Raw genomic sequence first — 13,385 nt, 5'->3', positions numbered from 1 at the left:
CTTGACCGTCGGTGCCGGTCGTGAAACTTTGTTTCACGGCATTTCTATTGACTTTGAAATGCGGGGCCGGGTATCAGAGCGTTCATGGACCTCTCCGAAGCGATAACCGTGCGCCGCCCCCAGCGATGGGACAAGCCAATGGATGCGTCAATGAACGACGCCGATGTGGCTTGGTTGCGCTCTCGCGAACCATTTGCGTCGATGAATCCGAAATCGTTCCCGCGGACCACTCCGTTGGAAGGCATTTTGCGGAACGATTGTCGTCTGATTCGCTGTGAACCAGGCGAAGTGTTGGTCCGCGAAGGGGATTATGGCAATAGTGCATTCCTGGTGATTGCCGGCAGCGTCAGCGTGATGGTGGATTCGCTTTCACCTGAACAGCTCGGCCGTACCCCGAAACAAAAATTGAGCTGGCCCGAGGCAATGCGGCGATTCCTGTTCCGCAGCCCGGTGGCCGAAGCACGCGAACCGTCGCAAGTGGTTCCGCTGCGAACCAATTCTTCCGGAACGATCCGGACGTTGGACGATCGCCAAGCGATCTTCTTGCAAGATTTTGATCTGGTGTTGCGAGAACATGAACACGTATCGCTGGGCCCCGGCGAACTGTTTGGCGAAGTCGCGGCGATGTATCGTTCACCACGAACAGCGACCGTGATCGCGGAAAACGAAGCCACGCTGCTAGAGATTCGGTGGCAAGGGTTGCGGATGTTTCGTCGCGATAAAGCCTTTGCCGACACCCTCGACGAACACTATCGCGAGCAGTGGTTGCCAGTGCATCTGCGGGAAATCCCATTGCTTCGCTACCTGCCCGAAGCCAATCTGCAGCGAGTCGCCGGTGCAACGGGGCTGCATTCGTATGGGCGAATGGAATGGGACAACGATTACAAACGCCAGCGAAAATTGCCGCTCGCCGAACAGATCGAATCCGAACCAGTGGTGGCCGAAGAAGGGCGATTGCCAACGGATTTGATCATCGTTCGCAGTGGATTTGGACGGCTGTCCCAGCACTACGGCGCCTCCCATCGTACGACCGCTTACCTAGGCAAAGGCCATTTGTTTGGGTTTGAAGAGTTGGCTTATAACTCGCTTCGTAGCGAGAATGCGCCGCCGAAAACGCTGCAGCATTCGCTTCGCGCCGTTGGGTTTCTTGACACGTTGTCGATCCCGGCGGAAGTGTTTGCCGAGGCGGTGTTGCCACACGTGCGGCGAAGTGAACTGCCTGCGGAAATCGCCAAGTTGGTCACCCGTCGCGATCAAGTCGCCACGGCGGCCGAGAACGTCGAACGGCGAACGCAAGCACGGTTACCCCAATCCAAACGAGACGGGCAGAGCGATTTACCCATCGTCACCGGTACCGGATTCCAGCAAACTGAGTTGCTCGAATTTGTCGTGCAAAACCGTTTGAACAATGGCCAACAAGCAATGGTCATCGATCTGAATCGATGTACGCGGTGCGACGATTGCGTGAAGGCTTGTGCCAGTGTGAATGATGGCAATCCTCGGTTCGCCCGACAAGGCTTGATTCACGACCGATTGCAGTTTGTGCAAGCGTGTATGCACTGCGAGGATCCGGTTTGCATGATCGGATGTCCCACCGGTTCGATCGCGCGTGACGTCGACAGCGGCGTGGTGGTAATACACGAACCGATCTGCATTGGCTGTGGCACGTGTGCCAACGCGTGTCCCTATCAAAACATTCAAATGGCAAGTATTCGTGACCGCAGCGGAAAACCGTACTGCGATTCTGCGAGTGGAAAACCGATCACCAAGGCGACGAAATGTGATTTGTGTAGCACTCAGCCCAATGGGCCCGCGTGTGCTTCGGCGTGTCCGCATGACGCGTTGGTACGAATCGATTTGACCGAATCGGCTCCGCTTTCACAGTGGCTCGATCGCCGGAGTTAACGACGTATGAAACCGATTCACTTTCGTACACGACGACGGGTCTCGCTGCTGGTCACTGCGATCGCCATCGGATTCGTCGTGATGATCAATCGTTGGCAACAAGACCGGCTTGGCCACGCCAGTTACTTTACGGGGTTCACGCTGCTGGCGACGTTGTGCCTGCTGATGTTGTTGGGGATCCGCCGGCGGTTGCCGGTATTGCCGCTGGGGAACATCAGCACTTGGACTCAAATTCATCTGTACAGCGGACTTTTTGCTGCGGCAGTCTACGTGGTTCATGTCCCTGCCTTGATCGCAACCGGGCAATTCGAATGCACCTTGTCGATTTTATTTCTGGTCGTTTCCGGAAGTGGATTCTATGGACTGTATGCAAGTCGGACGGTGCCGCGTCGTTTGACCGCGGTTCCCGGCGAATATCGTTTCGAACAAATCCCCTGGCATCGCAACGAGATCGCAGCGGCCGCAGGTCGGTTGTTGGAAGGCAGCAGCGAAGAAGACGCAATGGCAGTGCTAAAGACATTTTATCGCAATGTGCTGAATCCGTTTTTTGCTTCCTCGCCAACGCTTGCCTACGTGATGCTTCCGACCGGGCACCGGCGACGTCGTTTGTTGTCGGGATTGCGAGAGCTCGATCGCTACTTGGAACAGGAATCACGATCGACCGCCGGGCAATTCGCCGCACTCGTTCGCAAACGTGATGACTTGGATTATCAGTACGCGTTGCAGTTCCGGTTGCGTTTGTGGGTGGTGGTTCATAGCGTGTTTTCACTGCTGCTGTTTGGTGGCGCGATCATACATGCCGCTGTGGCACTGCGTTTCACGATGTAGCCGAGCACACCCTGTTCGTCCGACGATTCACTCCGCCCACCACGCTGCTGTCCGATGTCCCGCGATAACGTTCACCTTCCTCCCCCGCCTGCCATCGATCGTCCTGGAGATCGTTGGGTTTGTGGCGTTCATGCATCGGGAAAGAAGTGTGTTGCCGGGCCGAGCGGATTGGGCACGTGCCCAATGGCCGAACCGTGTTGCCCACGGCGGACTTGGCTAGGGCGTCGCAAGGCGGTAGGCTTTGCGGTGCTGGCGATCGCTGTCGCCGCTTTGTTCCTATGCAGTCGCCAAGACCATGTGTCGCACTACTTCAAACCGGGTGAATTGACGACACCGCATGCGCAAATCCTGGCTGGAACATTAAACGAACAACGCTGCGCCGCCTGTCACACCGAAGCTTCGATGTCGCCCCAATCGTGGTTCGGACGCGGGGGTGTCGGACACGATGCGGTTTCGCAAACCGACCGCTGTTTGGATTGTCATCACAGCACGATTGATCGCCAATCGGCTCGCCTGGCTCACAATTTGCCCAGCGAAGTGCGTCAACAAATACGAACACTATCACTGCAATCCGCCGCACTGAACAAAACGAATCTTGTGCTTCATGCCACCGCTGCGCCGGGCGTCGACCCAGAACATGTGCAGTGTGCTGCGTGTCACCGTGAACACCGCGGTGCTGATGCGAACTTGATGCTGATGACCGATGCCCAATGCCAGACGTGTCACAGTCAGCAAATGGGCAGTTTCGCCGACACGCATCCGCAGTGGACCGATTGGCCCTATGGCCGTGGCGGCAGGATTGCGTTTAACCATTCCTCGCATGCCATGAAGCATTTTCCAGCCACTCGCAACGGAGACTCGGCAACCGAATTTCGTTGTCTCGATTGTCACGTCAAAGACGAAAATCATGAGCTGAGCCGTGTCGTCCGGTACGAGTCCGCATGCCAATCGTGTCATGATGAAGCATTGCGGTTAGAATCCGATCATGGCATCGAGCTATTTGCACTGCCGACGATTCCTGAATCGCAAACGCACGAAATGGAATCGTGGCCGATCGCGGCAACCGGATTCTACGATGGCATCGTGGCTCCGTTGTCCGAGTTGTTTCTGCGACATGATCATCAAGTCGCATCGGCGCTGCGACAGATCGAATCACGAGATTTCAGCCGCATTCGTGTCGATTCGCGTGATCAGCCGGCTGCGGCCACCACGATCGCGGCAGCCCACCGCCGTCTGCTTGCGGATGTGGCCCGGCACGGTCAATCCGCGATGATCGAGCGGGCCGAAGCTTCGGCGGTCTCGTCCGCGGCACTCACCAACGTGATCCGCTCGATCCCGCCGCAAATGTTGTCCGATACGTATCGCATGTGGTTTTTAAACGCTGCCGATCCATTGGCCGTTTCAGGACCCCGCCAACGGGCGAAGCACGTGTTCAAGACGGTCGCCGCGGCTCAATCCCCACGTCCACAACGCGATCCGCTAGCCGGCAATGCCGCAAACTCGAGTGACGACGATTTGTTGCTCGCAGACGAATTGGGTAGCGATGATTCGCTGTTGGTCGGTGACGAGTTGTTGGAGGATGACCGGTCGAGTGGAGACTTGCTCGGTGGGGATAATGAGTTGATTGCTGAGGACCCTCTTGCCGAGGATCCTTTGACGGTCGGTGCGGATGCACCCGGTGGAGTTTCGCAGCAGAGTGACGGTCGTTTTGATCCCGACCGAATGTTGATCGCGGGCGGATGGTACCGCGACGAACTGAAGATGGCGATCGTCTACCGTGGCAGCGGGCATGCGGATCCCGTGGTGCGTTCCGCAATCGAAGCGTTGGCAACACTGCCTGCGAATGATCCGATACGCAAACGCATGCTCGCCAACCGTACCGTCGCTGCCTGTATCACGTGTCATCCGGCAGCGTCCGAGGGAGTCGGGAATTGGACCAGTCCACCGCTGGTGGGCCAGGGGCGGACGTTTACAAAATTCTCGCATCGCCCGCACATGAACATCGCCGGGTTGACCGATTGTGTGCATTGCCATCGCGTCCGAGAAAGTGGGCACGATTTCGAACCACTCAAACTAGAGTCGTGTGCGACGTGCCATACCGATCACGGCGCAGGCGAATCGTGCACCAAGTGCCATCGCTACCACGTCGACTCATTTTGACCCTTGTGGGATAGGCTTCTAGCCTGTCATCAAGTGCAATCTTTTGTAGCGAAAGTCGCGAAGACTTTTGATTTATTGAGCCGCGACGCGTAAGCGGCCGGGTCCTACGCACGACCCGGTTAGTGCGAAAGTAGATGGCATTGCCCCCACGGCTCACCATTGCGATTTGCATTTGGATTAAATCTACAAGTCGCGAAGACTTTCGTCGTCGATCGTGAAGCCCGGTACACTGGTCGCCATCACAGCCTGGCAGCCTGTGTTACGCGGGATAGAACTCGTTGATCGGACCACCATGGTCGGCGATGTCGGTTTCGGCCAAGAACAATTGTCCGGCATTTGGACATTTTGCTTTGGCGTCCGGAGCCATGTTCTCTACCGCCGTGGTGATCACCAATTGAATCTTGCCGTCATGCCGCACCAATGCCGGGCATGTGTTCTGCGGCGACCCGGGTGTCTGCCACTCGCAAACGAGATCACCCGAGACGATGTCGTACATGCGGGTCGATCCGAAGTCGGCAACATCCGGCAAGAACATCGAAACGATCACGTGTTTGCCATCGGGAGTCAGGATCGCTCCATCCGGCACTGCGGGGTCTTTGGTCAAATCGATGACGACGGTCGGATCGCCGAGCGTGCCAGCGTCAATGTCCAAAGCGTAGCGGACGATTTGGCGAGTCGGGGAATCGATGTCATACAGATCAAGCGAGCCGTCGGCGTTTTTGACAATCGATTTTCCGTTGCTGCAAATTTGGTCGTCACGCAACCGGATCAGTTTCGAATCGCGGCCACGATACAAATACAAGCCCGCTTTTTTCGTGGCAAACTCGAGGTCCTTGGTGCCAAAGACGAGGTTGTTCTCATAGAACGTGCCGTCGTTGATGATCGTGTTCGACACGTCGCCGTCGATTCCCTCTTGAAACACATCAAACTTGCCAGTTGCGGTGTCGAAGAATCCGAGCGATCGCTCGCAACCGACGACGAATCGGTTTGCGGTCGTGCATGGAAATGCAAACCCAGGTCGTCCCGGCAAATCGAACGATTGATTGGTCTGACTTGCCAGATCACATAGATTTAGCGATCCCTGTTTTGCGTCGGCCCCGTGTTGAATTCCAACCCAAGAAAATTGGCTGTCTTGCAGCGCGAACGGGCCCTCTGGCAAAAATCGAAGTGCATCGGTCGCTGGGACGCTCAGTGCAGTAGCTTGGCGGATTTCAGACATGATGAATGACTTGGGGTTGCGGTGGATGTTTTGAATTGGCTTGGATCGGTCCGTGCCCCGGACGCTCGCATAGTGTGCCATTTTCTTGTTGGCGAAGAAACCAGGCCGATTCGCGATGATTGCGACTTCCGCTATGATGCGGCAGCGGAAGGCAATTTTTATGTCACTTCAATCCTGCGGCTGATCGCGTTGCTGCTCATCGCGGCCAGAGACTCAGGATACTGTATCGATTCGGGGAATTTTGACGATGTCACTGAGCATCATGCGACGATTTTCGTTCTGCGCGGGCCACCGCTTGGTCGGTCACGAGGGCAAATGCCAAAATCTGCATGGACACAACTACGTGGTGGAAATCCATGTAACAGGGCAAGAACAAGACTCGGTCGGCCGAATCCTCGACTTCAAATTGCTCAAAGAACGATGCAAAGGTTGGTTGGATGAACACTGGGACCATGCGTTCATTCTGTGGGACCAAGACGACAACGGGCTCGCCGCCATCCGCTCCTCCGAACCGCATCGCATTTATGAGTTGGCCTCCAACCCGACCGCCGAAAACATGGCGCTGCATCTGCTGAACGAAGTCTGCCCCAAAATTCTGGCGGGCACCGGAGCGTCGGCTTTCAAAATCCGCTTGTGGGAAAGTGAAGAAACCTGCGCCGAAGTGGAATTGGACAAATAATACTCGGACAGCTTGTCGGTTATCGAAAGCACCGGTTCGTTGGTCCCCGAAGTGTCAATTCGATCCGCAGTTGCTTGGGTATCGAGCATGCTGGTCGAAAAGCGAGCATATTTGCTATCGATGGTGGTCTGCCCTGTTCGGTGGTCCGAAACGAGGCATCGCGATGTCCGAAGGGAGGTGGGGGTAAGCTGGAACTTGCGTTTACGGTAGCTCGTTGGTTTTGCGTGGGACCCGGCCGCTGCCGCGTCGCGGCTCATTCAATCGAGTGGTCGCGGAATTTCAGGGCGTTCATCGTGGATCGAAAGTTTTGACGGGCTGTTGATTTAGCCGTAGGACGGACTTCCTAGTCCGTCCAGTACACCACTGACGGACGTGGACGTCCATCATACATGGCTTAGCTGTAAGATGGACTTCCTAGTCCGTCCAAGACGCCATTGACGGACGTGGACGTCCATCATACACGGCTTAGCTGTAGGATGGACTTCCTAGTCCGTCCAAGACGCCACTGACGGACGAAGACGTCCATCATACATGGCTTAGCTGTAGGATGGACTTCCTAGCCCGTCCAATACACCACTGACGGACGTGGACGTCCATCATACATGGCTTAGCTGTAGGATGGACTTCCTAGTCCGTCCAATAACGCCACTGACGGACGTGGACGTCCATCATACACGTCTTAGCTGTAGGATGGACTTCCTAGTCCGTCCAATACACCACTGACGGACGTGGACGTCCATCATACATGGCTTGCTGTAGGATCGACTTCCTAGTCCGTCCAAGACGCCACTGACGGACGTGGACGTCCATCATACACGTCTTAGCTGTAGGATGGACTTCCTAGTCCGTCCAATACGCCACTGACGGACGTGGACGTCCATCATACACGCCTTGCCGCAGGGGACTTCACTCGATCAATAAGACGTTGACGGCTTCCGCTTCGGGAGAAAAGTGGGTGGGTGACGGTGTTAGTTGGGGTCAATGCAGCACGGCGGGGCGCACGATTTGCTAACATGATTTGCTACCAATGCAGGAGGGCGTTTTTAGCCTGAGACGAATGCCGCAAACGCTGTGTTTTACGCACGGAGACTTCGTTTGTCGCAGACGCACCGATCCGGCACATGGCCAGAATCAATCCACGACCGAGGTGGGGTAGAATGGTGGGCGGTGCCGCAAAAATCGGTCGCGATTCGCATTCGTTTCACAAAACCGTACAATGCATCTTCAAAAACTCTCCGCCGAGCTCGATAGGATCGAATGACTTCTCACGCCCCCAAAACGAGTCTTGAGTTTCGTGGTTCGCCACTGATCATTGGCGAAGTTCTGCTCGATCATTTCCCCGACGGACGTAGCGTGCTGGGCGGGGCTCCCTTCAACGTGGCATGGAATCTGCAGGGGTTGGGCCGCAAACCGACTTTTGTTTCGTCGGTGGGAGAGGATCCCGAGGGAAAACAGATTCGCGAGCGGATGGCAGAGTGGGGCATGAAATTGGATGGATTGCAGACCAGCAAAGAACATCAAACCGGTGCAGTCCAGGTCACGCTCGAAAATGGCCAGCCCTCGTACGACATCGTCTATCCCCGCGCCTATGACTTCATTCAGCCTCCAGAGACAATATCGGACACTGCCGATTCTGGGGGGCAGTCATCAGATGCCGCCTCATCAGTCTACGATGCACACTCCATTTTCTATCACGGCACGTTGGCGTGGCGAGCACCCCAGACGCGTGACACGCTGAAGCACTGGATCGCAAACTCGACGGCGTCACGTTTTGTCGATATCAACATTCGCGAGCCGTGGTTTGATTCGCAGTGGCTTCCTGAACTGCTATCCGGAGCCGATTTCATCAAGCTAAACGACGAAGAATTGTCGGGGATCTCGGGACTTCCCTGTTCGTCGGACGACGAAGTCCGCCGCGCGGTCGAGAAAATCTCGGGGCTGTATGGCGGCTCGGCCGTGTACTTCATCACGTGTGGGTCGCGAGGTGCCTACGCGATCACGCATGACTGTGCATTCTTTGCCGCGGCCCCCGAACCGACCTCGATGGTGGATACTGTGGGGGCAGGCGATGGATTTGCAGCCGCCACGATCGACGGCATCTTGGCCGGGATCTCTTACCAACAAGTGATCGATCGCGCGGTTCGTTTTGCAGCACGCATCTGCGGACTTCGCGGCGCCACGACCACCGATGTCTCGGTCTACGAACTGGATGATTGATTCGTGGGCGACAAAACCCTGAGCGCGGCGACGCTGCTATCGCTTGAGCTCCGCACTTCGGTACGACATGGCCGTTGCCGGACGACCTGCACGACCGTTAACTCAACAAATTCATTGACCACATTTTTTTTCAAGTTGTTCAATTCACTCCAACAGAAACGTCAAGGTTATGCCTGAAACGAAGACTGAAGAGCCTGCCGAAATTGCGAGTTCGTTATCGAATCGTTTGCTCAATCGAGAAAACGGACTCAAAATCACTTTGATCAGCTTACATGGACTGATTCGCGCGAATGAACCCGAACTAGGGTGCGACGCGGATACCGGTGGTCAAGTCATTTACGTTCTCGAGCTCGCTCGCGAACTTGCTTCGCAGCCACAGGTTCGCGAAGTGGAATTGTTGACGCGGCAAATCATCGATCCCAAGGTCTCGGATGATTATGCGCAGCTCGAAGAAGAGATCAGCGAGAACGCCAAACTGGTTCGCATTCCCTTTGGTCCAAAGCGTTATCTAAAGAAGGAAGCGCTTTGGCCGTACGTGGACCATTTTGTCGACCAAACGTTGGTGCATTTTCGCCGGACCGGAATTCCTGACATCATCCATGGTCACTATGCGGACGCTGGACTCGCCGGAGCTCAGTTGTCACGATTGCTGCACGTACCCTATATCTTCACCGGTCATTCGCTTGGCCGGGTCAAACGACAACGTTTGTCGCTAAACAAAGACAACCTCGAATCGCTCGATCGTCGCTACAAGTTCTCGCAGCGGACTGAGGCCGAAGAGATCGCACTCGAGACGGCATCGATGGTCGTCACCAGTACGACGCAAGAGGTCCAGCAGCAATACGAGCTGTATGATCACTACGTCCCGTCGCGGATGGAAGTGATTCCACCGGGAGTCGATTTGTCGCGTTTTGCTCCGCCGACGGCCGATTGGCCGCGGCCGGCAATCGCCGGATCGTTGGACAAATTTTTGCGAGATCCGGACAAGCCGATGATTTTGACCATGGCTCGGCCGGATGAACGCAAAAATCTGACCAAGTTGGTCGATGTGTACGGACAAAGCGAGCAGCTGCAAAAGTTGGCCAATCTGGTGTTGATCATGGGCTCGCGTGACGACATGTTGGACCTGCCCAAGGCGCAACGCCGCGTGCTCGATAGCGTGCTGCACCGGATCGACAAATTCGATTTGTACGGACGAGTGGCGTATCCAAAATCGCACTCGCCCAGTGACGTGCCCGAATTGTATCGCTATGCGGCCAAAGGCAGAGGGGTGTTCATCAACCCCGCGCTGACCGAGCCCTTTGGGTTGACGTTGTTAGAGGCCGGAGCGACAGGGTTGCCGATTGTGGCGACCAACGACGGTGGGCCTCGCGATATCATCGCGAATTGCAATAACGGATTGCTGATTGACCCGCTCGACGACGAGATGATCGAAAAGGCATTGCTGCGAACGTTGACCGAACCGGAGCAATGGGATGCGTGGTCCAAGGCGGGAATCGAGGGCACACGCAAACATTATTCTTGGAGCAACCACGCGCGGCGTTACTTGCGTGATTTGGACGATATTCTCGAGCATTCGTCGGTACCGGCGTTGGTCAGCGCCCCGCGAGCTCGCCGTTTGCCCGAATTTGACCGGTTGATCGTTACCGATTTGGACAATACGTTGTCGGGCGATGACGAGGCTCTAGCCGAATTTGCGGCGATGCTCGAGCAAAATGATCACATCGGATTTGCGATCGCCACCGGTCGCCGGCTCGACAGTGCGATGGAATTGATCGAGCAGCTCGGGTTGCCACGCCCCGACGTGATTGACACCGATGCAGGAACGCAGCTGCATTACGGCAAAAAATTGACTCCTGACCGCAGTTGGCGGAAACAGATCGATTATGCCTGGAAGCCTGACGAGATTCGCAAGGTCCTGGACGAAATTCCAGGTTTATTTCGGCAGGACGACTCGCATCAATCGGAGTTCAAAATAAGCTACGAGATGGATACCAAGGTGGCGCCGACGACCATGCAGATCAAGAAACATCTGCGGTCGGCTGGATTACGTGCTAAGGTTCTGTTGTCATTGGGCATGTATCTTGACATCATTCCCGTCCGCGGCGGCAGCGAGATGACGATCCGCCATTTGATGTGGAAGTGGGGATTTTCGGCCGAACATGTCCTGGTCGCTGGCGACAGTGGAAATGATGCCGGCATGCTGCAAGGCCGCAGTTTGGGGGTGGTCGTCGCTAATTACAGCCCCGAATTGAACCGACTTCGCAATCATCCTCGAATTTATTTTGCCGAACACGCCCACGCGCGAGGCATCATCGAAGGCATCGAGTACTACAACTTCTTAGAGAACATCGTAATTCCCAATGATCAGATCGAATCCTAAAGGACTCCGCAACGGCAGCATCGCGTCGCACGCCAGCGGACTCTCTTACGAAGCTGATCTTTCGTTGCGACGCTTGTCGCCTCGGTTGCAAGCGTTCTGGGATTCTCGCAATGCCGAGGAAGAGCTGCGTCATGAGTTTGGTTTGCGGTTGGTCGACAATTGGGAAGAGCTCTTTGCGCTGTTGTACCAGCTGTATGGCACCCGATACGACTTCTTCTACCATCTCGAACAGATTCTGATCACGGCTGCCGAAGCTTGGTTGGATCGCCCGGAAGAGCTCCGCGAGCTGGACCGCCACCGCATCAATGAACCCGATTGGTTTGTTTCGGAAAAGATCGTCGGGGGGGCGTTGTATGTTGATTTGTTCAGCGAGAACCTTGGCAAGCTGGCCGATTCGATCGACTATTTTAAAGAGCTCGGTCTAACCTACCTGCACCTGATGCCGCTGTTCGCGGTTCGTCCAGGCGATAATGATGGCGGTTACGCGATCAGCAATTACCGCAGCGTCGATCCCCGTCTTGGGACGATCGATGACCTGCGAAAATTGGCAACCGAACTTCGCAAAGCCGGCATCGTCTTGGTGCTGGACTTTGTCTTTAACCACACTTCGGATGACCACGATTGGGCCAAGCACGCGCAGGCGGGCGACCCCGAGTATCAGAATTTTTATTACATCTTTCCCGATCGCACGCTGCCGGATCAATACGAGCGGACGCTTCGTGAAATCTTTCCCACCGTTCGCCGCGGTAATTTTACTTGGCACGATGGGATGCAAAGCTGGGTGTGGACGACGTTCAACAGTTTCCAGTGGGATTTGAATTACAGCAATCCTGCGGTGTTCCGCGCGATGCTCGAAGAGATGTTCTTTATCTCGAGCACGGGGATCGACATCCTGCGACTCGATGCGGTCGCTTTCGTGTGGAAGCAGATGGGGACCAGTTGCGAAAACCTGCCCGAAGCTCACACGTTGATTCAAGCCTTCAGCCGATTGGCTCGCATCGCCACGCCTAGTTTGTTGTTCAAATCCGAAGCGATTGTGCATCCCGATGATGTGGTCAAGTACATCAGTCCCGAAGAATGTCAGATCTCGTACAACCCCACGCTGATGGCGTTGCTATGGGAATCGCTCGCCACTCGCGAAACACGGTTGTTGACTCGGTCGTTGAGCCATCGACACAAATTGCCCAAGCATACCGCGTGGGTCAACTATCTCCGCTGTCACGACGACATTGGTTGGACGTTTGATGATGCTGATGCGGCCGCGCTGGGGATCAACGCCTACGATCATCGCCAATTTTTGAACCAATTTTATACCGGCCAATTCAAAGGCTCGTTCGCTCGCGGGGTTCCTTTTCAAGAGAACCTCGAGACGGGCGACATGCGAATCGCAGGCACGCTTGCCTCACTGGCCGGATTAGAGCATGCGATCGAAGAAGGGGACGAGTACGAAAAAGAGATGTCGATTCGCCGGATGTTGTTGCTGCAAGGCATCACGCTCAGCATCGGTGGCATCCCGCTGCTGTATCTGGGCGAAGAATGGGGGATGTTGAACGATTACGATTTCGTCAAAGACCCTGCCAAAGCCGGCGATACCCGCTGGGTCCATCGGCCGCGGATGCAGTGGGAATTTCTGCACGAATTGAACGACACGATTGCCTCGGGCAGCGGTTCGATTCGCAAACGAATCTTTCGATCGCTGCAAAAGTTGATCGCCACACGAAAATCGTTGCCGGCGTTGGCTGGCCAACAGATGGAATTGGTCGCGACGGGCAATGTTCATCTGCTGAGCTTCATCCGCATCAACGAGAGTCATCGTTTGATCGTGATCGCCAACTTTACCGATCAACCGCAATCGGTGGACGGCAATCGGTTGCGAACCGTTGGGCTCGGACGTTTCTTCAAAGACGCGTTGACCGACCGGGAATTCGGAACCAGTGAAGATATCGTATTGGATGGTTATGAGACGCTGTGGTTGATGCGAGTGTAAAGCGAAA

General features: G+C 55.5%; 8 protein-coding genes. 7 read left to right on the top strand and 1 reads right to left on the bottom strand.

Annotated features, from left to right (window positions below; genetic code table 11):
* Window positions 1-150 precede the first annotated feature (150 nt).
* Genes ABEA92_RS01605 through ABEA92_RS01595 form a run of 3 tightly spaced genes read left to right on the top strand, consistent with a single transcriptional unit; the run spans window position 151 to window position 4,893 of the window.
* Window positions 151-1,905 carry a cyclic nucleotide-binding domain-containing protein gene (locus ABEA92_RS01605; RefSeq protein WP_345682043.1) on the top strand — a complete coding sequence of 585 codons (1,755 nt, stop codon included), beginning with the start codon at window positions 151-153 and terminating at the stop codon, window positions 1,903-1,905.
* Window positions 1,906-1,911: 6 nt separating this feature from the next.
* Window positions 1,912-2,733, top strand: coding sequence for a hypothetical protein (locus ABEA92_RS01600; RefSeq protein WP_345682042.1), 822 nt, complete (start codon window positions 1,912-1,914; stop codon window positions 2,731-2,733).
* Window positions 2,734-2,787: 54 nt separating this feature from the next.
* Window positions 2,788-4,893 (top strand): cytochrome c3 family protein, encoded by a 2,106-nt coding sequence (locus ABEA92_RS01595; protein WP_345682040.1) that lies wholly within the window; start codon window positions 2,788-2,790, stop codon window positions 4,891-4,893.
* Window positions 4,894-5,152: 259 nt separating this feature from the next.
* Here ABEA92_RS01595 and ABEA92_RS01590 read toward each other — a convergent pair whose 3' ends face one another.
* Window positions 5,153-6,112: an SMP-30/gluconolactonase/LRE family protein gene (locus ABEA92_RS01590; protein ID WP_345682038.1), complete on the bottom strand. Its 960-nt coding sequence runs from the start codon at window positions 6,110-6,112 to the stop codon at window positions 5,153-5,155.
* A 247-nt stretch (window positions 6,113-6,359) separates the two neighbouring features.
* Here ABEA92_RS01590 and ABEA92_RS01585 point away from each other — a divergent pair, with 247 nt between their 5' ends.
* The 4 genes from ABEA92_RS01585 (at window position 6,360) to ABEA92_RS01570 (ending at window position 13,378) form a co-directional block, all read left to right on the top strand.
* On the top strand, window positions 6,360-6,791 hold the full coding sequence (locus ABEA92_RS01585) for a 6-pyruvoyl trahydropterin synthase family protein (protein ID WP_345682036.1): 432 nt from the start codon (window positions 6,360-6,362) through the stop codon (window positions 6,789-6,791).
* A 1,257-nt stretch (window positions 6,792-8,048) separates the two neighbouring features.
* The gene (locus tag ABEA92_RS01580; protein ID WP_345682034.1) at window positions 8,049-9,008 is read left to right on the top strand and encodes a PfkB family carbohydrate kinase; all 960 of its coding nucleotides are present in this window, start codon (window positions 8,049-8,051) and stop codon (window positions 9,006-9,008) included.
* A gap of 169 nt (window positions 9,009-9,177) precedes the next feature.
* Window positions 9,178-11,391, top strand: coding sequence for an HAD-IIB family hydrolase (locus ABEA92_RS01575; protein WP_345682031.1), 2,214 nt, complete (start codon window positions 9,178-9,180; stop codon window positions 11,389-11,391).
* Window positions 11,372-13,378 carry an alpha-amylase family glycosyl hydrolase gene (locus ABEA92_RS01570; RefSeq protein WP_345682029.1) on the top strand — a complete coding sequence of 669 codons (2,007 nt, stop codon included), beginning with the start codon at window positions 11,372-11,374 and terminating at the stop codon, window positions 13,376-13,378. The genes ABEA92_RS01575 and ABEA92_RS01570 overlap by 20 nt, the downstream gene beginning before the upstream one ends.
* Window positions 13,379-13,385 lie beyond the last annotated feature (7 nt).

Origin of the sequence: Novipirellula caenicola, assembly GCF_039545035.1 — a bacterium.
Lineage (GTDB): Bacteria > Planctomycetota > Planctomycetia > Pirellulales > Pirellulaceae > Novipirellula > Novipirellula caenicola.
The sequence above is the reverse complement of the archived record's forward strand: the minus strand, read 5'-3'. Positions and strand labels throughout refer to the sequence as shown.